Source organism: Streptomyces sp. NBC_00820 (assembly GCF_036347055.1).
Classification (GTDB): Bacteria; Actinomycetota; Actinomycetes; order Streptomycetales; family Streptomycetaceae; genus Streptomyces.
This window is the reverse complement of the sequence record NZ_CP108882.1, coordinates 5,432,254-5,456,433: the sequence shown is the minus strand read 5'-3', so window position 1 is coordinate 5,456,433 and position 24,180 is coordinate 5,432,254. Positions and strand designations below refer to the sequence as shown.

Here is a 24,180-nt window from a genome sequence, read left to right as displayed (position 1 = left end):
AGACCGCACAGCTCCTCGCGTCGCCTCCGGGGACTCCCCCGGCATCCATCCGCCTCTCTCTCGCCTCACCCCTCCCCTTTGGCCCACTGCGGCGGGCACCCGGCGGGCGCCGCTCCTAGTGTGGCGATTGGTCGGTTTCGCCGTCTTTCCGGAGGTACTCCCATGTCCCTGCGCTCCGCCTTCCCCCGCGGCCTCGCCCTGGCCGCCGCGACGGGCGCTCTGGTCGCCACCGTCACGGTCGTCCCGGCCGTGGCCGACGACGGCGGGGGTGCCGGCACCCAGGCCGCCGGCACCCAGGCTTCAAACGGTCAGGCCTCCGGCGGTCAGGACACGGGCCACACGGGCCCCCAGGGCAAGGGCGACCGGGACCCGCGGCGCTACCAGGGCGTCGTCACCGCACGGGACGGCCTGTGGCTGCGCGACCGCCCCGACCGCGGCAGCCGGCGCGTGCGCTTCGCGGAGAAGGGCGAGACCGTCTCGATCTACTGCAAGGCCGGGGGCGAGACGGTGGGCGGCAACCCCCTGTGGTACCTGCTCACGGACGGGACGTGGGCGTGGGGCGCGGCGCGTTACATCGACAACGTCGGGCCCGCGCCACGCTGGTGCTGACATCAAGACAAACGGCACGCAACACGGCCCATTTAGGTAGGTTCCGGGCATGACCAACGCCGGAACCGCCGTGGCGGCGCCGCAGGCTCCCGCCCCCGCCGTACGCCTCGCCCGGCGCCGTGGCATCGAGCTCGCGCTGATCATGCTGGCCGTCCTGCTGTCCGTGTACGGCTACTGCGCGGTGGGTCTGGCGAGGACCGGGGCCGTTCCGCCCGGCGCCGCCGGCTACGGTGCCGGGCTCGGGGTGCTCGCCCTGTGCGCCCATCTCGCGGTCCGGGTCCGGGCGCCGTACGCCGATCCCCTCCCGCTGCCCATCGCGGTGCTGCTCAACGGGCTCGGCCTGGTGCTGATCTACCGGCTGGACCTGGAGACGCCCGGACACCGGGAGGCCCCGGCCCAGCTGGTGTGGTCGACGCTCGGAGTGGGCCTGTTCATCGGCGTCGTCCTGCTGCTGCGCGACCACCGGGTGCTCCAGCGTTACGCGTACGTCTCCGTGGTCGCCGCCCTCGCCCTGCTCCTGCTGCCGAGCCTCTTCCCGGCGGTCAACGGCGCCCGGATCTGGATCCGGATCGGCGGGTTCTCCATCCAGCCGGGCGAGTTCGCGAAGGTGCTGCTCGCGGTGTTCTTCGCCGCCTACCTGGCCGCCAACCGCAACGCGCTGGCGTACACGGGCCGACGGCTGTGGCGGTTGCAGTTCCCCACCGGGCGGGTGCTCGGCCCGATCGTGACGATCTGGCTGCTGAGCGTCGGCGTGCTGGTCCTGGAGCGCGATCTGGGCACCTCGCTGCTGTTCTTCGGCCTGTTCGTGATCCTGCTGTACGTCGCCACGGGCCGTACCGGCTGGCTCGCGGTGGGCCTGCTGCTCGCGGTGCTCGGCGCCTTCGCCGTCGGGCGGCTCGAACCCCACGTCAACGGGCGGATCGAGGACTGGCTGCACCCCTTCGCCACGATCGACGCCGGGCTGGGCCCCAACCAGCTCTCCCAGTCGCTGTTCGCCTTCGCGGCGGGCGGCATCCTCGGCGCGGGCCTCGGCCTCGGCCATTCCATCCTCATCGGCTTCGCCGCCAAGTCGGACTTCATCCTGGCGACGGCCGGGGAGGAGCTGGGCCTGGCGGGCCTGGCTGCGATCTTCCTGCTGTACGCGCTGCTCGTGGAGCGCGGCTACCGCGCGGGACTCGCCCTGCGCGAGCCGTTCGGGCGGCTGCTCGCGGTCGGGCTCGCCTCCATCGTGGCGCTCCAGGTGTTCGTGATCGCGGGCGGTGTCACCGGGCTGATCCCGCTGACCGGCATGGCGATGCCGTTCCTCGCCCAGGGCGGCTCCTCGGTCGTCACCAACTGGGCGATCGTGGCCCTGCTGATCCGGGTGAGCGATTCGGCCCGCAGCCAGTACGACGGACGGGAGGCACCGTGAGGCGGCACGACGAGCGGGAGACCGTGACGCGGTACGACGGACGGGAGACACCGTGACGGACCACCACCGGCGGGACACCGTGGCCCACCACCAGCGGCGGGAGACACCGTGACGGACTACGGCGGCGCCCGGCCCATGGGGAAGTACATCCGGCACGCGTCCGGCTTCTGCGCCCTGATGCTGCTGGCCCTGCTGGTCAACGCCGCCCGGGTGCAGGTCGTCCAGGCCGGTTCCTACGACCACAACCCGGCCAACCGCCGTGCCACGATCGTCCGTTACCAGCAGCCGCGCGGTGACATCCTGGTCGGCGGCTCGCCGGTGACCGGGTCCAAGGACACCGGCGAGCAGCTGCGCTACGAACGCACCTATCTGGACGGCCCGTTGTACGCGCCGGTCACCGGCTTCGCCTCGCAGCAGTACGGCACCACGTTCCTGGAGCACGCGGAGGACGGGGTGCTCTCCGGCACCGACCCGCTGCTGACGCCGTTCCCGCTGTGGAACGACGTGACCCGCACACCCGGTACGGCGGGGAACGTGCTCACCACCCTGAACCGGGCTGCGCAGCAGGCGGCGTACCGGGGGCTGGCCGGGCGGAAGGGCGCGGTGGCCGCGATCGAGCCGGCCACGGGGCGGATCCTGGCCCTGGTGTCGAGCCCGTCGTACGACCCCGCGGAGCTGTCCGGCAACAGCGCGGCCTCGGCCGCGGCGTGGACGCGGCTGAACCGCGACCCCGAGAAGCCGATGCTCAACCGGGCGGTGCGGCAGACGTATCCGCCGGGATCGACGTTCAAGGTGGTCACCGCGGCCGCGGCGCTGGACGCGGGTGTGGTGACGGACCTGGACGCGCTCACCGACTCCCCCGACCCCTACCGGCTTCCCGGCACCACCACCCGGCTGACCAACGAGGGCGACGGCTGCCGTGACAACTCGCTGCGGCAGGCCTTCGAGTGGTCCTGCAACACGGTCTTCGCCAAGCTGGGCGTGGACGTGGGGGTGCGCGACATGACGGACACGGCGGAGGGGTTCGGCTTCAACGACGCCCGGATGCGGGTGCCCTTCTCGGCCGCGACCAGCACCTTCGACACGAGCGTGGACAAAGCGCAGCTGGCGCTGTCCTCGATCGGGCAGTACAACACGCGGGCCACTCCGCTGCAGATGGCGATGGTCGCGGCGGCCGTCGCCGACGACGGTCAGCTGCACACGCCCTACCTGGTGGAGCGGACCGTACGGCAGGGCGGTGAGACCGTCGCCGGGAGCGGTCCGCGTCCTGTCCTCCAGGTCATGCGCCCGTCGACGGCCGCGGCGCTGAAGGAGCTGATGACCGGAGTGGTGCGGGAGGGCACCGGCACCAACGCCGCCATCCGCGGCGCCACGGTCGGCGGCAAGACCGGCACCGCCCAGCACGGCATCGGCAACTCCGGTGTGCCCTACGCCTGGTTCGTCTCGTGGGCGCAGGGCAACGAGGGCATGGAGCCCGAGGTGGCGGTCGCCGTGGTCGTCGAGGACGCCTCGGCGGACCGCGGCGAGATCAGCGGCGGCGGGGACGCGGCACCGATCGCCCGGGAGGTGATGCGGGCCGTGCTCCGGCGGTGAGGCGGGCCGCAGTTGACGGGTTGGGTAGCGCTCCGGCGGTAAAGCGAACCGCAGTTGACGGGTTGGGTAGCGCTCCGGCGGTGGGGCGCGTGGGGTGGGTCAGCCGACGGGCTCGATCATCTCGGAGCGGACCTTGAGGGCGCTGCGGGCGGCGGCGGTGAGGTCCACGTCGGCGGGGCTCTTCCGGGCCAGGGTGATCTCGGCGACCAGGGCGGCCGTGTTGCCGTCCGCCCACGAGCAGACGGGGTAGGTGAGCTGTATCCCGGCCTGCTTCTGGACGAGGACCTCGCAGGCGACGGTGACGTCGGACCCGGGCGGGGTGGCGTCCTTCGCGGGCTCGGCCAGCGTCACGCTCTCGGACTCGGTGGCGCCCTTGAGCATGCCGCGCCGGACGCTGTCCTCGTTCTTGAAGCGGCCGTACATGCCCGACACCAGCAGCATGGCCTGCCCGCTGTCACCGCCCTTGCTGTAGCGGCCCACGACGGCGTGGATGTCCTTGGCGTCCCAGGCGCCGTCGGCCTCGTCCTCGACCTTCTTCCCCTCGGTGCCGGAGAGGTCCTCGGCGAGTGTGTACTTCTGGTCGAGCAGCGTGTGGGGCAGCGTCAGCCGGTTCTTCGCCGCCGGGAACCCGCTCTCGGCCAACGCCCCGAGCAGCATCAGCCCGACGACACCGAGGGTCACGACACCGCCGACGATCCCGAGGATCAGCCCGATCCGCCGCTTCTTCGGGGGCGGCGTCATGAGCGGCGCGCCCCAGGCCGGGTACGGCTGCTGCGGCTGCGGCGCCCCGGGGTACGGCTGCTGCTGGGGGTACGGGGAGCCGTACGGACCGGGAGCCTGCGGCGACTGCTGACCGTACGGACCCGGGGCGGCCTGCGGCGGCTGCTGGCCGTACGGACCGGGAGCCTGCGGCGACTGCTGACCGTACGGACCCGGGGCGGCCTGCGGCGGCTGCTGGCCGTACGGACCGGGAGCCTGAGGCGGCTGCTGACCGTACGGACCCGGGGCGGCCTGCGGGGGCTGGGGGCCGTACGGTCCCGGGGCAGGCTGCTGGGACTGGGGGCCGTTGGGGTACTGCGGCTGCTGAGGCATGGACACGCCAGCACGCTACTGCACACGGGCGCCGGGCCGGAATCGGGTCACGCGCGCCGGCGGGCCCGGGGCGAGCGGCGCACCTCACCGCCCCTACGCCTCGGCCGCCCCCGACTCGGCCGCCCCCGACTCGATCGTCTCCGCCACCTCCGCCACCCGTTCCCGCTCCTCCGCGGCGAAGCGTTCCGCGTCCAGCCGGTCGGCGATCTCCTCGTCCTGGGTCATCAGTTGGTCGAGGTTGGAATCCCCCAGCTCGAACACGCCCATGTCGGCGTAGGCCCGCTGAAGCCGCTCGCCCCACAGGCCGATGTCCTTGACGCAGGGGACGATCCGGCTGAAGAGCAGCTTGCGGAAGAGCTGGAGGAACTCGGAGTGCTCGCTGAGCTGTTCCGCCTCGGCCTTGGGGATGCCGAAGTTCTCCAGGACCTCGACGCCCCGCAGTCGGTCGCGCATCAGGTGGCAGCCCTCGATGACGAACTCCTCGCGCTCGCGCAGTTCGGCGTCGGTGAGCTGCCGGTAGTAGTCGCGCAGCGCCATGCGCCCGAAGGCCACGTGCCGGGCCTCGTCCTGCATGACGTAGGCGAGGATCTGCCGGGGCAGCGGCTTGTCGGTGGTGTCCCGGATCATGCCGAACGCGGCGAGGGCGAGCCCTTCGATCAGCACCTGCATGCCCAGGTACGGCATGTCCCAGCGGCTGTCGCGGAGGGTGTCGGCGAGGAGCGACCCGAGGTTGTCGTTGATCGGGTAGACCAGGCCGGTCTTCTCGTGCAGGAAGCGGGCGTAGATCTCGGCGTGCCGGGCCTCGTCCATGGTCTGGGTCGCCGAGTAGAACTTGGCGTCCAGGTCCGGCGCGGACTCCACGATCCGGGCGGCGCAGATCATCGCGCCCTGCTCGCCGTGCAGGAACTGGCTGAACTGCCAGGAGGCGAAGTGCAGGCGCAGCTCGCCCTTGTCCCGGTCCGTCAACTTCGGCCAGTACGGCGTCCCGTACAGGGCCATGGCCTCGTCCGGGGTGCCGAGCGGGTCGTACGGATCGACCTCCAGATCCCAGTCGATGCGCCTGTGCCCGTCCCACTGCTTGTCCTTGCCCTTCTGGTACAGGGCGAGCAGACGGTCGCGGCCGTCGTCGTATTCCCAGCTGAACCGGGCCGAGCCGCTCGCCGGCACCTGCCACAGCGGGTCTCCCGGGTCCTTGGCGTACAGGTCGTGGGTCGCCATACCTCGCAGGTTCACACGCGGACGTGGGGTCAACAAGTGCTGCGCGAGGGATTGACGGTCTTACTGACGGGCAGTCTCATAAGAGCCGGACGACACACCACCACCGCGTGACGAGGTGAGAGCCATGGCGACCCTGACGGACGAGGACGCGCTGGAGGGGCTGCGCGACGCGCTCGGCCTCCTCAAGGACCGCGAACAGGTCGCTCAGCGACTGCTCGCCTCCTCCGCCAGGCACTCCTTCGACCCGGACAAGGAGCTGGACTGGGACGCGCCCTTCGAGGAGGGCAAGTGGTTCTGGCCGCCGGAGCTGGTGTCGCTGTACGGCACCCCGCTGTGGCGGCGGATGAGCGAGGAGCAGCGGATCCTGCTGTCCCGGCACGAGGCGGCCGCGCTGGCCTCGCTCGGCATCTGGTTCGAGATCATCCTGATGCAGCTGCTCGCCCGGCACATCTACGACAAGTCCGCGACGAGCGCGCACGTGCGGTACGCGCTCACCGAGATCGAGGACGAGTGCCGGCACTCGAAGATGTTCGCCCGGCTCATCGAGCACGGCGGCACCCCCTGGTACCCGGTCGGCCGGGTCCACCACAACCTCGGCCGGCTCTTCAAGACCGTCTCCACCACGCCCGGTTCCTTCACCGCCACCCTGCTCGGCGAAGAGGTGCTGGACTGGATGCAGCGGCTGACCTTCCCGGACGAACGCGTCCAGCCGCTGATCCGCGGGGTCACCCGCATCCACGTGGTCGAGGAGGCCCGGCACGTGCGGTACGCCCGCGAGGAGCTGCGCCGCCAGATGATGACCGCGCCGAGGTGGTCGCGCGAGTTCACCCGGATCACCTCCGGGGAGTTCGCCCGCGTCTTCTCCGTCGCGTTCGTCAACCCGGACGTGTACACCCATGCCGGCCTCGACAAGCGGGAGGCGGTGGCCCAGGCGAGGGCGAGCGCGCACCGGCAGGAGGTCATGCGGACCGGCGCGAAGCGGCTGACCGACTTCCTGGACGAGATCGGAGTGCTGCGGGGAGCCGGACGGCGACTGTGGAGGTCGTCGGGACTGCTGGCGTAGGGACTGCCTGCGTACGGGCTACCGGAGTACGGGCTACCGGCGCAGGAACTCCCGGCGCAGGAACTGCCGGCGTACGGACACCCGGCACAGGGAGGGGCGAAAGGCGCTCACTCCCGGCCGGGTCCGCGCCGCGACCGATTACCCTGCGGAGCATGACCCCCCAGGCCGCCACCCCCGCCTACCGTCGCCTCAGTGTCGAGGAGCGGCGCCGTCAGCTGCTCGACTCCGCACTGTCGCTGTTCGCGCACCGGGCGCCGGAGGACGTGTCGCTGGACGACGTGGCGGAGGCGGCCGGCGTCTCCCGGCCGCTGGTGTACCGGTACTTCCCGGGCGGCAAGCAGCAGCTGTACGAGGCCGCGCTCCGCTCTGCCGCCGACGCGCTCCGGCAGTGCTTCGACGAGGCGCGCGAGGGGCCGCTACTGCCCCGGCTGTCCCGGGCGCTGGACCGGTATCTGGCGTTCGTGGACGGGCACGACGCCGGGTTCAGCGCGCTGCTCCAGGGGGGCAGCGTGGTGGAGACGTCCCGGACCGGCGCCATCGTGGACGAGGTGCGCCGGGCCGCGGCCGAGAACATCTTCGGCCATCTCGGGGTCACCGACCCCGGTCCGCGGCTGCGCATGACCGTCCGGATGTGGATCACCGCGGTGGAGGCGGCCTCCCTGATCTGGCTCGACGAGGACAAGCAGCCGGCCGTCGGCGAGCTGCGCGACTGGCTGGTCGAGCAGTTCATGGCGGTCCTCATGGTGACCGCCGGCCGCGACCCGCAGACGGCGGCCGTCGTCGGCGCGCTCGGCGGGGATGACCGAGACTAAGACAGTGAAGAGTCAGGACACCCCCTTCGAGGGCGGCCCCATGGACGGGCGCGTGCTGCCCGTGCTGCTCGGCGCGACCGGCCACCCGCCGAAGACGTACCGCATCCCCGTCCCGGACGCGGCCGGCGGGCCGCCCACCGTGCTCGTCTACCGCCGGGTGCCGCGCGCGCACGGCAAGCGGCTGGGGCTGGTGCGCGGCTGGAAGTACCTCTACGACCCCGAGGGGGGCCGGTCCGGCGGTCCGCGGTGGCCGTGGTCCAGGCCGGACACCCGGCGCGGGACCGGTCCGGACAACACGCCGTCCGGCAAGCCGGACGACGCGAACGGGTGACAAGGTTGCGCTGAATCGCGCACGCACCGCGCGCGCTCGGCGTGCGCGCGTCTGATGCTCACGGTACGGAGGCGGGCGGAGGGCCCGGCCGCCCCGCACCGGAGGTGATGACGTGTCAGGAATGCTCCCGCGTCTGGCATGTACGGCCGTGGTGGCGGCCCAGGCGGTTCTCGCGCCCGTGCCCGCGGCCGCCGTACCGGAGCCGAATCGGTCCGTCTCCCAGCTGCTGACGGATCTTCAGCAGTTGTACCGGCGGACCGAGCAGGCCGGCGAGACGTACAACGCCACGACCGAGAAGCTCGCGAGACAGCGGGCCGAGGTGACCCGGCTGGACGGCGAACTGGCGCGCGCCCGGGTCGCGTTGCAGGGCAGCCGGAGCGACGCCGGGCGGCTGGCCCGGCAGCAGTACCAGAACAGCAGCGACTTCTCCCCCTACGTCCGGCTGCTGCTCGCCCGCGATCCGCAGCACGCGCTGGACGAGGGCCATGTCATCGGGCGGCTGGCCCGCGAGCGCGCGCACACCGTGGACCGGCTCGTGGCCACCGAGACGAACAGGGACGCGCTGGCCCGTTCCGCCCGCAGGGCCCTGGACACCGCGCTGGCCCTCGGTGAGAAGCAGAAGAAGGAGCGTGACGACGTCCGGGGCAGGCTGGCCGAGGTCGAACGCCTCCTCGCCTCGCTCACCCCGCAGCAGCTGGCCGAGATGGCCAGGCTGGAGGGCGCCGGAGCAGCCGAGGCGCAGCGCAAGCTCACGGACTCCGGCGCGCTCGGCGGCGACGACCGGCCGGCCTCCACCGAGGGGACGCGGGCGGTCAGCTACGCCATGAGCCAGGTGGGCAAGCCGTACGTGTGGGGAGCGCAGGGCCCCCGGGCCTACGACTGCTCGGGGCTGACCTCACAGGCCTGGGGCCACGCCGGCACCCCGATCCCGCGCACCAGCCAGGAGCAGTGGGCGCGGCTCAGGAGAGTCCCGCTGGGCGAGCTGCGCCCCGGTGACCTGGTCGTCTACTTCCCCGAGGCCACGCATGTGGCGATGTACGTGGGGGACGGCAAGGTCGTCCAGGCGCCGCGGCCCGGCGAGGACGTCAGGGTCTCCCCGATCGCCGGCAACCCGATCCTGGGCGCGGTCCGGCCCGACGCCGACCGGAGTACGGGACTCTGAGGGCGCCGGGCGGGACGTGCGGGCGGGTTCCGGCCGGGGTGGCCGAAGTGGCCGAAGTGGCCGGGGTGGGCCGGACCGTTCGGTCAGGCGCCGGTGACCGAGTCCAGGTAGGCACCGGTCCTGTCGGGCTCGTAGAAGAAGTTCTCGAAGTCCGACGGGTCGTTGAAGCCGTTGGCGAAACGGTTCGCCACCGGCTGGAGCTGACCGGCCGCGCCGATGAGGTTGAGGATGTGCTCCGGCGGCGGCGCGAGCATGGCGTTGGTCCACTTGGTGACGTGCTGGGCCGTGATGTCCCAGAACCGGTCGAACGTGCCCCGCATCCACTCCTCGTCGAACGGCTTGTCCTCCCGCTCCAGGATCGAGGCGAGGTAGGAGGCCGCGCACTTGGACGCCGTGTTGGAGCCCTGCCCGGTGATCGGGTCGTTGGCGACGACCACGTCGGCCACGCCCAGGACCAGGCCGCCGCCGGGCAGCCGGCCGATCGGGTTGCGCACGGTCGGCGCGTAGCGGCCGGCCAGCGTGGCGCCGGCGTCGGTCAGTTCGACGCCGGTGGTGCGCGCGAACTCCCACGGAGTGAACTTCTCCATGAGCTCCAGGGTCAGGCGCAGGTGCTCCGCCGGGTCCTTGACGCCGTTGAAGACGTCGAGCGGGCCGCCGGGGACGCCCTCCCAGAAGAGGATGTCCGCGCGGCCGGAGGTGGTGAGGGTCGGCATGATGAACAGCTCGCCGACGCCGGGGACCAGGTTGCAGCGGACCGCGTCGAACTCCGGGTGCTCCGGGCGCGGGGCCAGGCCGTGCACGTAGGCGACCGCGAGGGCGCGCTGCGGCTCGCTGTACGGGGAGCGCTCGGGGTCGCGGGCGAACATGGACACCAGTTCGCCCTTGCCGGCCGCGACCAGGACGAGGTCGTAGGTGCGGGAGAAGTAGTCGAGGTCGGAGACGGCGGCGCCGTGGATGACCAGCTGGCCACCGCGCTGGGCGAAGGTCTCCATCCAGCCGGCCATCTTCACCCGCTGGTCGACGGACTGGGCGTACCCGTCCAGCTTGCCCACCCAGTCGATGACCCGCTGCGAGGGGCCCGGGTCGAAGGAGCCGGGGGCGGCGACCGAGACACCGAGGCCCTCGATCTTCGGGGCCTGGGACTCCCAGAAGTTCAGCTTGAGGTCGCGCTCGTGACCCAGGGCCGTGTCGAACATGCACTGCGTCGACATGACCCGGCCGGAACGGATCTCGTCCGCGGTCCGGTTCGACATCAGGGTGACCTCGTAGCCGTGCGACTGCAGGCCGAGAGCGAGCTGGAGTCCGGACTGACCGGCTCCGACGACGAGTATCTTCCGCATGCGGGTGGTGGCTCCTAAGTCCGGGACTACTCGGGGGTTTCGTCCAGCGCGTGGCCCACGAGGGCCAGGAGGGTCTCGATCACCGAGATCCGCCGGCGCGCGTCCATGATCATTACAGGGACGTGCGCGGGTATCGTCAGCGCCTCACGGACGTCGTCCGGTTCGAACCGGTCTGTCTTGTCGAAGTGGTTGACCGCGACGACGTACGGCAGGCCGCAGCTCTCGAAGTAGTCGAGCGCCGGGAAGCAGTCCTTCAGGCGGCGGGTGTCGGCCAGTACGACGGCACCGATCGCGCCGCGCACCAGGTCGTCCCACATGAACCAGAAGCGCTGCTGGCCCGGCGTGCCGAACAGGTAGAGCACCAGGTCGTCGTCGAGCGTGAGGCGGCCGAAGTCCATGGCCACCGTGGTGGTCAGCTTGTCCGGCGTGGCGGTGAGGTCGTCGGTCTCCTCGCTCGCCTGGGTCATCAGCGCCTCGGTCTGCAGAGGCGTGATCTCCGAGACGGACGTGACCAGCGTGGTCTTGCCCACGCCGAAGCCGCCCGCCACCACGATCTTCGTGGCGACGGGGGCCTGGCTGCGGTCCTGCTGCCAGGCCTTCAGGTCCTCGTCGGGCTCGGAGAAGCCACCGACGAGGGGGACGCCCCCGGCGGCGGAGGCGTCAGAGACGGCGGAGTCCACTCAGCACCCTTTCCAGCAGCGCGCGGTTCGGCCGGCCGGTGCCGTGACCGGTCCCGGTGCCGTACACACGGATCTTTCCCTGGTCCGCGAGATCGCTCAGGAGCACGCGGACCACGCCGAGCGGCATCTGCAGCAGCGCGGCGATCTCGGCCACCGTGCGCATACGGCGGCAGAGTTCGACGATGGCCAGCATCTCCGGCATGATCCGGGCGGACACCGGCGTACTCGTCAGCTCCTTGCGCTCCTCGGGGGCCTCGATGGCCGCGACGAACGTCTCGACGAGGAGGACGTGGCCGAAGCGGGTACGGCCGCCGGTGAGCGAGTAGGGGCGGACCCGGGCGGGTTTCTTGCGATCGCCGCCGCGCACCGGGAGCTGGTGCCTTTTGCCGGTGCCGCTCATCGGCCGCTCCCCGTCGAATCGGCTTCCAGTGATTTGCGCAGCTCGCTGCGGAGTTCGGGGGTCAGCACGTGGCCGGCGCGGCCCACGAAGAGGGCCATGTGGTAGGCCACCACGCTCATGTCGCACTCCGCGGAGCCGTGGACGCCGAGCAGCGAGCCGTCGCTGATCGACATCACGAAGAGGCTGCCCTCCTCCATCGCGACCATCGTGTGCTTGATCCCGCCGTACTCCATGAGCTTGGTGGCCCCGAGGGTGAGGCTGCCGATGCCGGAGACGATGGTGGCCAGGTCCGCCGAGGAGCCGCGGGGGCCCTTGGTCGGACGCGCCTGGCGTGTCTCCTCCGTGTGACTGGGGTCGGAGGACAGGAGCAGCAGGCCGTCGGAGGAGACGACTGCGACGGACTGGATGCCGGGTACTTCCTCGACCAGATTGGTCAGCAGCCATTGCAGGTTACGGGCGGCGCTGCTCAGGCCGTAGGTACTGGGCGCGGTCAACTGCTTGCCTCCTCGGCTGTGCCCCCCGTGGCTGGTTCGGTGGTTGCGGAGATCTCCGCCTCTACGTCGCGGTAGCCGGCGGTGGCCCCGCGGCTGAAGCCGCCGAGCCTGCGGCGCAGGGCTTCGGCGTCGACGGAGCGGGTCCGCTGGCGCGGTGCCTCGGCGGGGCTGGTGATCTTGGGGGTGCGTTTGGGAAGGCCCTTGCTGGTGATCGCCTCGGCTTCGCCTTCGGCGGCTTCGTGGCCGTCCGTACCACCCGAGCGGTTCTCGTCGTCGGGTGCGGACGGCCCCTGCGGGGCGGCCTCGCCGTCTGCGGCCCCGGGTTCGGGGGAGCGGGCGTGCCCCGGGGCCTCGTGGGTCATCGGTGCGGAGCCGGCCGTCCCGGTGCCCTCGACAGCCGTCGGCCCAGGGGCCTCCGGAGCGGTCGCGGGGTCCGGGAGCAGCAGCTCCATGGTGGTCTCGGCGAAAGTCTCCGCCGGTTCCTTCGGGCGGCTCGGCGTCTCCCCGGTGGCCCGGTCGGTCGCCTCCGCCCTGCTGTGGGTCTCGGGGGCCTCCGGCTCGGTGGCTTCGGGGCTTACGGGGCTGTCGTGGCTCTCGGAGCCTGCGGGGCTCTCGAAGATCGCGCCTGCGGGGCTCTCGAAGTTCGCGGGGCTTTCGGGGGCGGGCTCCGCCGCATCGTCCGCCGGTGCCTGCTGCCGTTCGGCCTTCTCCGCCTCGCGTACCGACCGCTCCGCCAGGGCCACCAGTGGATCGGTGCTCTTGGTGCGGGCGAGCAGGACGTTGGAGTTGGCCTCGGCGTCGGCGCCGGGGAGGCTGAAGGTCTGGACGACACCGGGGCGGCCGGCCGGGCCCGGCGTGGCGGGAGCCTCGGCGAGCAGGGAGCGCGGCAGCACGGCCACGGCCGCGATCCCGCCCTGCTTCTGCTCGCGCAGCTGCACGCGGGCGCCGTGCCGGTGGGCCAGTCGGGCCACGACGTACAGGCCGAGGCCGAGGCCGTCCGCGCCCTCCTGGTCGTACGGCGACTCGGGGTCGAACTCGGCGAGGCGGGTGTTGAGGCGCTCCAGGCGGTCGCCCGTCATGCCGATGCCCTCGTCCTGGACCGACAGCATGATCTCGCCGGACTCCAGCAGCCACCCGGAGACCTCGACGGACTGGTCGGGCGGGGAGAACGAGGTGGCGTTCTCCATGAGTTCGGCGAGGAGGTGGGAGAGGTCGTCGGCGGCGAAGCCCGCGATGTGCGCGTGCGGGGGCAGCGTGGTGATCCGGACCCGCTCGTAGCGCTCGATCTCGCTGACGGCCGCGCGGACCACGTCGACCAGCGGGACCGGGCCGTGGTGCTGCTGGACGTGCTCGGTGCCGGAGAGGACCAGGAGGTTCTCGCTGTGCCGGCGCATGACGGTGGCGAAGTGGTCCAGCTTGAAGAGGGTGCCGAGCCGCTCGGGGTCCTGCTCGCGCTCCTCCAGGCCCTCGATGACCGACAGCTGGCGCTCGACCAGGCCGAGCGTGCGCAGCGCCAGGTTGACGAAGGTGCCGCCGATGGTGGTGCGCAGCCGTTCCATCTGGGCTGCGGACTCGGCGAGTTCGGCGCGCAGTTCCTCGCGGGCGTCGGCCATCTTCTGCCGCTGGCCGACCAGGTGCTTGCGGTCGGCCTCCAGGGTGGCGACGCGGTCGTTCAGCGCACCGGCCCGCTCGTTCAGCGTGGCGTGCAGGGTGACGGCGTGCGCGTGCAGGGCGTTGACCGAGCGGACGACCTGCGCGAACTCGTCGTTGCGGCCGGTGAAGGCGATCGGCTCCTGGACCGCCAGGTCCTCGGCGCCGGCCAGCCGCGCCGAGCCGCGGCGCAGGACCGACAGCGGGCGGGTCAGGGTGCGGGCCATGGCGGTGGCGATGCCGACGGCGACCAGCATGAGGGCGCCGAGGACGGCGACGCGGATCTCCAGGGCGGTGACGTCCTCGTCCCGGAGCTGCGCGAGGTCCTTGGTGCGGTGGTCGTAGAGGGCCGACTCGGCGCCGCGCATCAGATCGACCCGGGCGGACAGGGCCGCGTCCAGCTTCCGGGCGCTGGTGGCCAGCTCGCTGTCGGCGAGCGTGGGCTGGTCGGTGAGGGCGGCGAGGTACTTGTCGGCGGAGTTGACCTCGACTCCGGTGACCGTGGAGTCGTAGGAGTCGACGGACGCCTTGGGCGCGGTCGCGCGGAAGTCGGCGAGGGCCGCGTCGGCGCGCAGCCGGGCCTGCTGGGCGGCGGCGGTGAGCGCGTCCCGCTTGGCGCGGTCCGCGTCGGTCGAGGTGCTGGTCGTGGTGGGCAGGCCGGTGGCCGGGTCGATCACCGTCCTGGTCGAGGACGGGATGTTCAGCGCGGCCAGCAGCAGGCCGCGGGCGGCGGCGGACTGCTGGACGGCGGTGTCCAGTTCGGCCAGCGAGTAGGTGCCGGAGCCGGCCCTCGGGGGCATCCGCTCGGCCAGCAGCTGGGCGAGCCGGTGCAGTTCGGTGATGGTCGCCGAGTACGCCTGGTGGGTCCGCAGCGCGTCCGTCTTGCCGGTGAGGGCGGCGCGCCGGACGGTGGCGATGCCGTCGAGGTCGGTCAGCAGCCGCGCCGGGGTGCCGGTGTCGGTGCGCAGGTCCTCTATCTGGCGGTCGACCCGCGCGCTGCGCTGCTCCGACGGCGCCTGCGCCTTGGGGCGTCCGGCGGCGAGATAGGCGGTGACCTCGTCGCGTTCGTCGGCGAGCGAGTGGGCGAGCGCGAGCGCGTCCTGGGTACGCCCGGCCAGTGTCACCAGTTCCTGGGAGTCGCTGACGTCCCCGGAGGCGGTGAGGAGCGCGGGTGCCCCGGCTCCGGCGATGGCTGCGGCCACCGCCGCCACGGCAATGATCAGACGGGTACGCACATGAGTGGGGCGGCCGGTTCCGACGGGGGTCTGTTCGGCAATCCCCTCGGGGGCCGTCTGCCTGCTTGTGCGCCGCGGCCGCTTCTTCTGCACCGGTGCTCGCATTCCTGAACTCGTCTACCCAAGGTCCCGGGCGGTGACCCGTCGTCTCGGTGTTAAGTGGTGCGAACACCCGGTTCGTACGGTTCCCGACCCTCCCAGCGCCGGTGGGCAGGGGTCGTGCATCACCTGACCGGCCACCCGAAGGAGTGAACATCGGACGGGAGTTGACGGGCAAGTTGCGCCGGCCGGTGCGACGGCCGTCCACGGCGGGCCGGTTGGACGCGCGCGGCAGCCTTTGGCAGTATTCGCCGCCACGCGTTCCCGGAGTATGCCAATTACCCCCAAAGCAGGCGTCTGACCTGCACGGTCGCATCAATTCCGCCACGCCCGGCGCTCTTTGGGGAAGCCTGTGAAGGGCTCGTGCAGACTGACCGGATGCGCACCGAACTCGTCACGGAACCCGGCGACCCGTCCCGCCCCAACGAGGACTTCGCCGGTGTCGGACTACCCGCCTCCGGTCAGGGAGGTTGTGCGATCTTGCTGGACGGAGTGACACCGCCCCGGGACGGCACGGGCTGCCTGCACACGGTCCCCTGGTTCACCTCCCGACTGGGCGGCGCCCTGACCGAACTGACCCTTTCGAGCCGAGATCTGACGCTGCCGGAGGTGCTTTCCCGGGCGATCGGCCGGACTTCCGAGGCCCACGCGAACACGTGTGACCTTTCTCACCCGCGCACCCCGCAGGCGACCGTCGTCCTGGCGCGCTGGTCGGCCGACACCCTGGATTACCTGGTCCTGTCGGACTCCGCGCTGCTCCTGCGCTCCCCCGCCGGCACGGTCACCCCGGTCCTGGACGACCGCCTCGGCCGGCTGCCCCGGTCCGCCCTCGCCACCGACGCCCTGGTCGACGCCACCCTGCGCAACAAGGAGGGCGGCTTCTTCACGGCCGCCGCCGACCCCTCGGTCGCCGGCCGCGCCGTCACCGGCACCGTGCCCCGCCACGAGGTCCGCGCCCTGACCGCGCTGACGGACGGCGCCACCCGCTGGACGGAGAAATTCCGCGAGGGCGACTGGACCGCCCTGTTCGACCTCGTCGCCAAGGAGGGCGCCCGCTCCCTGGTCGACCGGGTACGGGAGCTGGAGTCCGCGGACCTCCAGGAGCGGACGTTCCCGCGGCGCGGCAAGGCGCACGACGACGCGACGGTGCTGTACGTGGAGCTGTGAGCGCGCGGCCCGGTCAGCCGCGTCTCTCCGTGCCGCCGTGCAGCTGCGCTTCTCCGGCCCGCCGTTCAGCTGTGCTTCTCCGTGCCGCCGTTCAACCGGTTCAGCAGCCGGGCCAGTTCGGCGACCTCGCCGCGGTCCCAGTGGGAGAGCTGGCAGACGTAACGGGCGCGGCGTGCCTCGCGGACCTTGCCGACGCGACTGCGGCCCTCGTCGGTGAGGGTGACCAGCCAGGCGCGGCCGTCGGCCGGGTCGGGCGCGCGGGCGACGAGACCCAGCTCCTCCAGGGCGCGCAGCTGGCGGGACATGGTCGCCTTGCCGACGCCGATGTAGGCGGCGAGTTCGGTGGCGCGCTGGCCGCCGAGTTCGTCGAGGCGGATGAGCAGGCCGTACGCGGCGGACTCCAGGTCGGGATGGACCTCGCGGGCCATCTCGCCCTGGCTGGCCCGGGCGCGCCGCAGCAGCACGGTCAACTCACGTTCCAGCGCCAGGAACTCCTGGTCCGCGCCGCTCGGCGTCACCTCGTCGGTGACGCGATGCGCCTCGCTGTTTCCGTCCTCGTGCACGTCAGCACCCCTGCTCGGTTTCGCGGTCCTGAAAGTTTCCGTCAAACCCCGTCATTGCCGCAGCTCCGCCAGTATTTCGCAGGCGTAGACCAACGGCGGCATCCGGACCCTCTTCCCTCGCGGCCATCTACGTGCGTAGCTTCTTTACCGGACAAGGAATGGCATGCCCACGCCAGTGGGCCCAGTGGTCACCTCAGGATCCCCCCACCTCGTTCCTCGGAGGCACGTCATGCCCGTGCACAGACCTGGCTCCATCCGCCCCCGCGCCCTGGCCGCCCTCGTCACGGCCCTGCTCGCGGCGCTCTCCCTCGCCCTGCCCCTCACCACCGCCCAGGCCGCGACCACGCCCGCGCGCGGCTCCGCCTTCATGGGCATGGGCGTCGTCGCCCACGACGGCCGCGGCGGCTCCCCCGCCGCCACCGCCGCCGTCCAGACCGAGGGCGTCGACGTCTCGGGCCACCAGGGCAACGTCGACTGGGCCACGCTGTGGAACAGCGGCGTCCGCTGGGCCTACACCAAGGCCACGGAGGGCACGTACTACACGAACCCGTACTTCGCCCAGCAGTACAACGGCTCGTACAACGTCGGCATGATCCGCGGCGGCTACCACTTCGCCACCCCGGACACCACGAGCGGCGCGACCCAGGCCAACTACTTCGTCGACCACGGCGGCGGCTGGTCCCGCGACGGCAAGACGCTGCCCGGCGCGCTCGACATCGAGTGGAACCCGTACGGCGCCGCCTGCTACGGCCTGTCGACGGGCGCGATGGTCAACTGGATCGCCGACTTCCTCAACACCTACAAGGCGCGCACCGGCCGCGACGCCGTGATCTACACGGCCACCAGCTGGTGGACCCAGTGCACCGGCAACTACGGCGGCTTCGCGTCGAACAACCCGCTGTGGATCGCCCGCTACGCCGCGGACCCGGGGACGCTGCCTGCGGGCTGGGGCTTCTACACCATGTGGCAGTACACCTCCAGCGGCCCGACCGTGGGCGACCACGACAAGTTCAACGGTGCGCTGGACCGGGTGCAGGCACTGGCCCTCGGCTGACCTCAGCACCCTCCCGGCCGGGGGTACGGGGGTTGCCCCCGGACAAGCACGGCAACGGTGCGCTGGACCGGGTGCAGGCACTGGCCCTCGGCTGACCTCAGCACCCTCCCGGCCGGGGGTACGGGGGTTGCCCCCGGACAAGCACGGCAACGGTGCGCTGGACCGGGTGCAGGCACTGGCCCTCGGCTGACCTCAGCACCCTCCCGGCCGGGGGTACGCGCGCTCAGGGCGTGGTGAGGGCCCGGGTCCCTTCGGGGAGCCCGGGCCCTCACTCGTCCGGTCGGCGCGGCCGATGTCCGTCAGGGGACGCCGGCGTCACGCGGCGACCGGGACCTCCGGCGTCGCGCCGTGCGCTCCGTGTGCGGCGGGCGCGAGTGCCAGTTCCAGGACCTGGCGGACGTCGGTCACGGCGTGGACGTCGAGCGTGTCCAGCACCTCGGCCGGGACGTCGTCCAGGTCGGGCTCGTTGCGCTTGGGGATGATCACGGTGGTCACCCCGGCGCGGTGCGCGGCGAGGAGCTTCTGCTTCACGCCGCCGATGGGCAGCACCCGGCCGGTCAGCGAGACCTCGCCGGTCATCGCCACGTCCGTGCGGACCAGGCGCCCGGAGAGAAGGGACGCGAGAGCGGTGGTCATCGTGACGCCCGCGCTCGGACCGTCCTTGGGCACCGCGCCCGCCGGGAAGTGGATGTGCACGCCCCGGTCCTTCAGGTCGCCCACCGCGAGCTCCAGTTCGGCGCCGTGGCTGCGCAGGAAACTCAGCGCGATCTGCGCCGACTCCTTCATGACGTCGCCGAGCTGACCGGTCAGGGTCAGGCCCGCCGCGCCCGTCTCGGGGTCCGCGAGAGACGCCTCCACGTAGAGCACGTCACCACCGGCGCCGGTGACGGCGAGGCCGGTGGCCACGCCGGGGACGGCGGTCCGGCGCTCGGCCGGGTCCTGCGCGGACTCGGGCACGTGGTGCGGGCGCCCGATCAGGCCGCGCAGGTCCCCGTCCCGGACGGTGAACGGCAGCTCGCGCCGGCCGAGTTCGTGCTGGGCCGCGATCTTGCGCAGCAGCCGGGCGACGGCCCGCTCCAGGGTGCGTACGCCCGCCTCGCGGGTGTACTCGCCGGCGAGCTTGCGCAGCGCGCCCTCGTCGAGGGTGACCTCGTCCTTGTTCAGGCCGGCCCGCTCCAGCTGGCGCGGGAGCAGGTGGTCACGGGCGATGACGACCTTCTCGTCCTCGGTGTAGCCGTCCAGGCGGACGATCTCCATCCGGTCGGCCAGCGCCTCCGGGATGGCCTCCAGGACGTTGGCGGTGGCGAGGAAGACCACGTCGGACAGGTCCAGTTCGACCTCCAGGTAGTGGTCCCGGAAGGTGTGGTTCTGCGCCGGGTCCAGGACCTCCAGCAGGGCCGCGGCGGGGTCGCCGCGGAAGTCCGAGCCGACCTTGTCGATCTCGTCGAGCAGGACCACCGGGTTCATGGACCCGGCCTCCTTGACCGCCCGGACGATCCGGCCGGGCAGCGCGCCGACGTAGGTACGGCGGTGACCGCGGATCTCGGCCTCGTCGCGGACGCCGCCGAGGGCGACGCGGACGAACTCGCGCCCCATCGCGTGCGCGACGGACTCGCCGAGGCTGGTCTTGCCGACGCCGGGCGGCCCGACGAGCGCGAGCACCGCGCCGCCGCGCCGGCCGCCGATGACGCCGAGGCCGCGCTCGCCGCGCCGCTTGCGCACCGCCAGGTACTCGGTGATGCGTTCCTTCACGTCCTCGAGGCCCGCGTGCTCGGCGTCCAGGACCGCCTTGGCGCCCTGGATGTCGTAGGCGTCCTCGGTGCGCGTGTTCCACGGCATCTCCAGGACCGTGTCCAGCCAGGTGCGGATCCAGGACCCCTCGGGCGACTGGTCGCTGGAGCGCTCCAGCTTGTCGACCTCCTTGAGGGCGGCCTCGCGGACGTGTTCCGGCAGGTCGGCGGCCTCGACGCGGGCGCGGTAGTCGTCGGACTCCTCGACCGTGTCCTTGCCGTCCCCGTTCAGCTCGCGCAGCTCCTTGCGGACCGCTTCGAGCTGGCGGCGCAGCAGGAACTCGCGCTGCTGCCGGTCGACGCCCTCCTGGACGTCCTTGGCGATGGTCTCCGCCACGTCCTGCTCGGCGAGGTGGTCGCGCAGCTGCTGTGCGGCGAGCTTCAGGCGGGCCACCGGGTCGGCGGTCTCCAGCAGCTCGGTCTTCTGCTCGATGGTCAGGAAGGGTGAGTAGCCGGAGTTGTCGGCGAGGGCGGAGACGTCCTCGATGGCCTGGACGCGGTCCACGACCTGCCAGGCGCCGCGCTTCTTCAGCCAGGTGGTGGCGAGCGCCTTGTACTCCTTGACGAGTTCCGTGACCTGGCCGGGCAGGGGCTCGGGCACGCTCTCCTCGACGCGGGCGCCCTCGACCCACAGGGCGGCGCCCGGTCCCGTCGTACCGGCGCCGATCCGCACCCGGGCCCGGCCGCGGATCAGGGCACCCGGGTCGCCGTCGGCCAGCCGGCCGACCTGCTCGACGGTGCCCAGCACACCGGTCGTGGCGTACGTCCCGTCGACGCGCGGCACCAGCAGCACCCTGGGCTTGCCGGACTCCGCCTGTGCGGCGGCCTGCGCGGCCTCGACGGCGGCCCGCACCTCGGCATCGCTCAGGTCCAGCGGAACCACCATGCCGGGCAGGACGACCTCGTCGTCGAGCGGCAGCACGGGCAGGACGAGCGTGAACGCCGTGGCCTCATCAGCCATGATCTCCCCTTTGGCAGTCAACTTGAGCAATACCGACTCAATGCACGTGAGCCCGGGATTGTTCCCCGCACGGTGTTCGCTCTGGGCGATCAGCTGCCGGGCGGGTGGGACCGCACAGGTAGCGACGGAGGTGGCGACGGGTTGTCAGTGCCGGGTGACAGGCTGCGCCGCATCGACACGGACGACCGACTCGGACGGAGTGAAGCGTGGGCACCTGGGACATCGGCCCCTTCGACAACGACACCGCCGCGGACTGGTGCAACGACCTCGACGACGCCGCGCCGGACGAGCGCGCCGCAATGGTCCGGGCCGCCCTCCTGCGGGCGGTGGAGACGGACGGCTACCTCGACGCGCCCGAGGGCGAGGAGGCCTGCGCCGCGGCGGCACTGGTGGCCGCGCAGTGCCCGGACGGCGAGCCCGTCGACACCTCCTACGGCCCCGACGAGCCCCTTCCCGATCTCGCGGCACTGCGCCCCCTGGCCGTCGAGGCGCTGGACCGGATCGCGACCGGACCGTCCGAGCTGATGGAACTCTGGGAGGAGTCCGGTGACCGGCGGTGGCGGGCCGGAGTCGAGCGGCTGACGAGGACCCTGCTGCCGCCGCCGGCCGGGGAGCAGCTCACCTTCGCCTGACCGGCCGTCCCGCGCGGCCCGCACGTCCGCACCTCCGTATGCCCACGCCTCCGCATACCCACGCCTCCGCGCGTCCCACGAACGAGTGCAACCGGTGCCGTGGCCGCCCGGGAACGCGCACACCCTGCGTAATTCCGGTGACCGTGAAGCCGAGTTGGAGCAGGATGGCCGTATGACTGCCGTGTACGACTCCCCCGGCGCGCCCGTGGTCCTGGACCGGCGCGACGGCCCGTTCGGCGAGGTGGTGCTGCGCAGGCACGGCGCGCTGCTGCAGATCATCGCGAACGGCTGCTTCCTGATGGACACCTCCGACGGCCGCTCGGAGCGGCTGCTGGTCGACGCGGCTCGGGACGCGCTGGACGACCGCCCGGCGCCGGACGTGCTGATCGGCGGCCTGGGCGTGGGATTCTCCCTCGCACACGCTGCCGCCGACCCCCGCTGGGGGCGGATCGCGGTGGTGGAGCGGGAGCCCGCCGTCGTCGAATGGCACCGCACCGGACCGCTGTCCGAACTGTCCGCGGACGCGCTCGCCGACTCCCGGACCGAGATCATCGAGGGTGATCTGGTCTCTTACGTCAATGAGACATCGGACACGTTCGACGCGCTGTGTCTCGACATCGACAACGGTCCCGGATGGACGGTCACCGAGGACAACGGGGGCCTCTACGCGCCCTCCGGACTCGCGGCCTGCGCAAGGGTGTTGAGGCCGGGCGGAGTGCTGGCCGTATGGTCGGCCCAGCCCTCTCCGGAATTTGAAGGAACCTTGCGGAATGCCGGGTTCCGGCAGGTGCGTACCGAAGAGGTCCCCGTTGCCCGGGGCGTTCCGGACGCGGTGCACCTCGCCGTCCGACCTGGATAGCGACGGCACGGCGAGTCCCCGTAATGTGCTGCCGTGACGCCGATCATTCAAGCGTCAAACGCAGACATGGGATCACCCCACGGATTCCGGAAAGCAACAGGGGCGGGCGATGGAGCAGACACACACCTCCCAGAGCGGCGCGGCGACGGCCACCCAGGGCGCGCAGCGTCGGGTTCTGGTCGTCGAGGACGACCCCACGATCGTCGACGCCATCGCGGCCCGGCTCCGCGCTGAGGGATTTCTTGTGCAAACCGCGGGCGACGGTCCCTCCGCGGTCGACACGGCCGAGGCCTGGCAGCCTGACCTGCTGATCCTCGACATCATGCTGCCCGGCTTCGACGGCCTGGAGGTCTGCCGCCGCGTGCAGGCCCAGCGCCCGGTGCCGGTGATGATGCTCACCGCGCGTGACGACGAGACCGACATGCTGGTCGGGCTCGGGGTCGGCGCCGACGACTACATGACCAAGCCGTTCTCGATCCGGGAGCTGGCCGCGCGCGTGCACGTCCTGCTGCGCCGGGTGGAGCGGGCCGCGCTGGCCGCCGCCACTCCGCGCTCGGGCATCCTGCGCCTCGGCGAGCTGGAGATCGACCACGCGCAGCGCCGGGTGCGGGTCAAGGCGGAGGACGTGCACCTCACGCCCACCGAGTTCGACCTGCTGGTGTGCCTGGCGAACACCCCGCGCGCGGTGCTCTCCCGGGAGCAGCTGCTGGCCGAGGTGTGGGACTGGGCGGATGCCTCCGGCACCCGCACCGTCGACAGCCACATCAAGGCACTGCGCCGGAAGATCGGCGCCGAGCGGATCCGCACGGTGCACGGCGTCGGTTACGCCCTGGAGACCCCGACGCCATGAGCGACGGACGGGATGCCGCACGGAGGAGCCCCGGGGACGACCCCTGGGGCGGCGTACGCCCGTTCTCGATCAAGACCAAACTGGGTGCGCTGGTCGTCATCTCGGTGCTGATCACCACCGGTCTGTCCATGATCGCGGTGCACACCAAGACCGAGCTGCGCTTCATCACGGTCTTCTCGATGATCGCCACGCTGCTGATAACGCAGTTCGTGGCGCACTCGCTCACCGCGCCGCTGGACGAGATGACCGCGGTGGCCCGCTCGATCGCGCAGGGCGACTACACGCGCCGGGTGCGCGAGAACCGCCGCGACGAGCTGGGCGACCTGGCCGGGGCGATCAACGTCATGGCCGACGAGCTGGAGGCGCAGGACCTCCAGCGCAAGGAGCTGGTGGCCAACGTCTCGCACGAGCTGCGCACCCCCATCGCGGGGCTGCGCGCGGTGCTGGAGAACATCGTCGACGGGGTCACCGAGGCCGACCCCGAGACGATGCGGACGGCCCTGAAGCAGACGGAGCGGCTCGGCCGGCTGGTGGAGACGCTGCTGGACCTGTCCCGGCTCGACAACGGCGTCGTACCGCTGAAGACGCGCCGTTTCGAGGTGTGGCCGTACCTGTCGGGCGTGCTGAAGGAGGCCAACATGGTCGCCTCCGCGCGCGCGGGCATGGCCTCCGGCTCGGGCAGTCACACGCGGACGGACGTGCATCTGCACCTCGACGTCTCCCCGCCGGAGCTGGCCGCGCACGCGGACCCCGAGCGCATCCACCAGGTCGTGGCCAACCTCATCGACAACGCGGTCAAGCACAGCCCGCCGTACGGCCGGGTGACGCTGAAGGCACGGCGCGGGGCGCTGCCGGAGTCGCTGGAGCTGGAGGTCCTGGACGAGGGTCCGGGCATTCCCAGGTCGGAGTGGCACCGGGTGTTCGAGCGGTTCAACCGGGGTTCGGTGACCCGGCCGCACGGTCCGGGCAGCGACGGCGGTACGGGCCTGGGCCTGGCGATCGCCCGGTGGGCGGTGGATCTGCACGGCGGCCGGATCGGTGTGGCCGAATCCGAGCGGGGCTGCCGCATCATCGTCACCCTCCCGGGACCTTCCTCAACGCCAAGTTGACGTAAA

Annotated in this window: 22 protein-coding genes; 13 read left to right on the top strand and 9 right to left on the bottom strand. The window is 72.1% G+C overall.

The annotated features are described in order from the left end of the window. Nucleotides 1-162: 162 nt before the first annotated feature. The 3 genes from OIB37_RS24780 (at nt 163) to OIB37_RS24770 (ending at nt 3,613) form a co-directional block, all read left to right on the top strand. The gene (locus OIB37_RS24780) at nt 163-609 is read left to right on the top strand and encodes an SH3 domain-containing protein (RefSeq protein WP_330459800.1); all 447 of its coding nucleotides are present in this window, start codon (nt 163-165) and stop codon (nt 607-609) included. A gap of 49 nt (nt 610-658) precedes the next feature. Next, entirely contained in the window at nt 659-2,020 is a 1,362-nt protein-coding gene (locus tag OIB37_RS24775) for an FtsW/RodA/SpoVE family cell cycle protein (RefSeq protein ID WP_330459799.1), read from the top strand. A gap of 135 nt (nt 2,021-2,155) precedes the next feature. Continuing rightward, nucleotides 2,156-3,613, top strand: a complete 1,458-nt coding sequence (locus OIB37_RS24770) for a penicillin-binding transpeptidase domain-containing protein (protein ID WP_330461963.1) — start codon at nt 2,156-2,158, stop codon at nt 3,611-3,613. A 99-nt stretch (nt 3,614-3,712) separates the two neighbouring features. Here OIB37_RS24770 and OIB37_RS24765 read toward each other — a convergent pair whose 3' ends face one another. Both OIB37_RS24765 and OIB37_RS24760 read right to left on the bottom strand, forming a co-directional pair. Then, nucleotides 3,713-4,705, bottom strand: a complete 993-nt coding sequence (locus OIB37_RS24765; protein WP_330461962.1) for a hypothetical protein — start codon at nt 4,703-4,705, stop codon at nt 3,713-3,715. A gap of 93 nt (nt 4,706-4,798) precedes the next feature. After that, complete coding sequence (locus OIB37_RS24760) at nt 4,799-5,923, bottom strand: ferritin-like domain-containing protein (protein WP_330459798.1); 1,125 nt, start codon at nt 5,921-5,923, stop codon at nt 4,799-4,801. A gap of 124 nt (nt 5,924-6,047) precedes the next feature. Here OIB37_RS24760 and OIB37_RS24755 point away from each other — a divergent pair, with 124 nt between their 5' ends. The 4 genes from OIB37_RS24755 to OIB37_RS24740 all read left to right on the top strand — a co-directional run bounded on the left by OIB37_RS24755 (nt 6,048) and on the right by OIB37_RS24740 (nt 9,291). After that, the gene (locus tag OIB37_RS24755; protein ID WP_330459797.1) at nt 6,048-6,986 is read left to right on the top strand and encodes an AurF N-oxygenase family protein; all 939 of its coding nucleotides are present in this window, start codon (nt 6,048-6,050) and stop codon (nt 6,984-6,986) included. Nucleotides 6,987-7,138: 152 nt separating this feature from the next. Continuing rightward, nucleotides 7,139-7,798: a TetR/AcrR family transcriptional regulator gene (locus OIB37_RS24750; RefSeq protein WP_330459796.1), complete on the top strand. Its 660-nt coding sequence runs from the start codon at nt 7,139-7,141 to the stop codon at nt 7,796-7,798. 4 nt (nt 7,799-7,802) lie between these two features. Next, a complete protein-coding gene (locus tag OIB37_RS24745; protein WP_330459795.1) occupies nt 7,803-8,129 on the top strand; it encodes a hypothetical protein in 327 nt (108 codons plus the stop codon). A 112-nt stretch (nt 8,130-8,241) separates the two neighbouring features. Then, nucleotides 8,242-9,291, top strand: coding sequence for a C40 family peptidase (locus tag OIB37_RS24740; RefSeq protein ID WP_330459794.1), 1,050 nt, complete (start codon nt 8,242-8,244; stop codon nt 9,289-9,291). A gap of 83 nt (nt 9,292-9,374) precedes the next feature. Here OIB37_RS24740 and OIB37_RS24735 read toward each other — a convergent pair whose 3' ends face one another. The 5 genes from OIB37_RS24735 to OIB37_RS24715 are packed head-to-tail and all read right to left on the bottom strand — an operon-like array spanning nt 9,375 to nt 15,195. Continuing rightward, a complete protein-coding gene (locus tag OIB37_RS24735) occupies nt 9,375-10,631 on the bottom strand; it encodes a styrene monooxygenase/indole monooxygenase family protein (RefSeq protein ID WP_330459793.1) in 1,257 nt (418 codons plus the stop codon). A gap of 26 nt (nt 10,632-10,657) precedes the next feature. Then, entirely contained in the window at nt 10,658-11,311 is a 654-nt protein-coding gene (locus OIB37_RS24730) for a GTP-binding protein (RefSeq protein WP_330459792.1), read from the bottom strand. After that, on the bottom strand, nt 11,292-11,711 hold the full coding sequence (locus tag OIB37_RS24725; RefSeq protein ID WP_330459791.1) for a DUF742 domain-containing protein: 420 nt from the start codon (nt 11,709-11,711) through the stop codon (nt 11,292-11,294). The genes OIB37_RS24730 and OIB37_RS24725 overlap by 20 nt, the downstream gene beginning before the upstream one ends. Then, nucleotides 11,708-12,205: a roadblock/LC7 domain-containing protein gene (locus OIB37_RS24720; protein WP_330459790.1), complete on the bottom strand. Its 498-nt coding sequence runs from the start codon at nt 12,203-12,205 to the stop codon at nt 11,708-11,710. Before OIB37_RS24720 ends, OIB37_RS24725 begins: the two co-directional genes overlap by 4 nt. Beyond that, nucleotides 12,202-15,195, bottom strand: coding sequence for a sensor histidine kinase (locus tag OIB37_RS24715; RefSeq protein ID WP_330459789.1), 2,994 nt, complete (start codon nt 15,193-15,195; stop codon nt 12,202-12,204). Before OIB37_RS24715 ends, OIB37_RS24720 begins: the two co-directional genes overlap by 4 nt. A gap of 372 nt (nt 15,196-15,567) precedes the next feature. Here OIB37_RS24715 and OIB37_RS24710 point away from each other — a divergent pair, with 372 nt between their 5' ends. After that, complete coding sequence (locus OIB37_RS24710) at nt 15,568-16,356, top strand: protein phosphatase 2C domain-containing protein (protein ID WP_330459788.1); 789 nt, start codon at nt 15,568-15,570, stop codon at nt 16,354-16,356. 65 nt (nt 16,357-16,421) lie between these two features. On the opposite strand, the gene OIB37_RS24705 is transcribed toward OIB37_RS24710, so the two are convergent. Beyond that, the gene (locus tag OIB37_RS24705) at nt 16,422-16,919 is read right to left on the bottom strand and encodes a MarR family winged helix-turn-helix transcriptional regulator (RefSeq protein WP_330459787.1); all 498 of its coding nucleotides are present in this window, start codon (nt 16,917-16,919) and stop codon (nt 16,422-16,424) included. A gap of 229 nt (nt 16,920-17,148) precedes the next feature. Here OIB37_RS24705 and OIB37_RS24700 point away from each other — a divergent pair, with 229 nt between their 5' ends. After that, nucleotides 17,149-17,973, top strand: coding sequence for a lysozyme (locus OIB37_RS24700; RefSeq protein ID WP_330459786.1), 825 nt, complete (start codon nt 17,149-17,151; stop codon nt 17,971-17,973). 315 nt (nt 17,974-18,288) lie between these two features. Here the strand turns inward: OIB37_RS24700 and lon are convergent, their stop codons facing one another. Then, the gene (lon, locus tag OIB37_RS24695) at nt 18,289-20,724 is read right to left on the bottom strand and encodes an endopeptidase La (RefSeq protein WP_330459785.1); all 2,436 of its coding nucleotides are present in this window, start codon (nt 20,722-20,724) and stop codon (nt 18,289-18,291) included. 206 nt (nt 20,725-20,930) lie between these two features. On the opposite strand from lon, the gene OIB37_RS24690 reads away from it, so the two are divergent. The 4 genes from OIB37_RS24690 to OIB37_RS24675 all read left to right on the top strand — a co-directional run bounded on the left by OIB37_RS24690 (nt 20,931) and on the right by OIB37_RS24675 (nt 24,174). Then, nucleotides 20,931-21,356, top strand: coding sequence for a DUF4259 domain-containing protein (locus tag OIB37_RS24690; protein ID WP_330459784.1), 426 nt, complete (start codon nt 20,931-20,933; stop codon nt 21,354-21,356). A 172-nt stretch (nt 21,357-21,528) separates the two neighbouring features. After that, nucleotides 21,529-22,215 (top strand): spermidine synthase, encoded by a 687-nt coding sequence (locus tag OIB37_RS24685; RefSeq protein WP_330459783.1) that lies wholly within the window; start codon nt 21,529-21,531, stop codon nt 22,213-22,215. A 109-nt stretch (nt 22,216-22,324) separates the two neighbouring features. Continuing rightward, a complete protein-coding gene (locus OIB37_RS24680; protein WP_330459782.1) occupies nt 22,325-23,065 on the top strand; it encodes a response regulator transcription factor in 741 nt (246 codons plus the stop codon). Next, the gene (locus OIB37_RS24675) at nt 23,062-24,174 is read left to right on the top strand and encodes a sensor histidine kinase (protein ID WP_330459781.1); all 1,113 of its coding nucleotides are present in this window, start codon (nt 23,062-23,064) and stop codon (nt 24,172-24,174) included. The genes OIB37_RS24680 and OIB37_RS24675 overlap by 4 nt, the downstream gene beginning before the upstream one ends. The last annotated feature ends 6 nt before the right edge of the window (nt 24,175-24,180 follow it).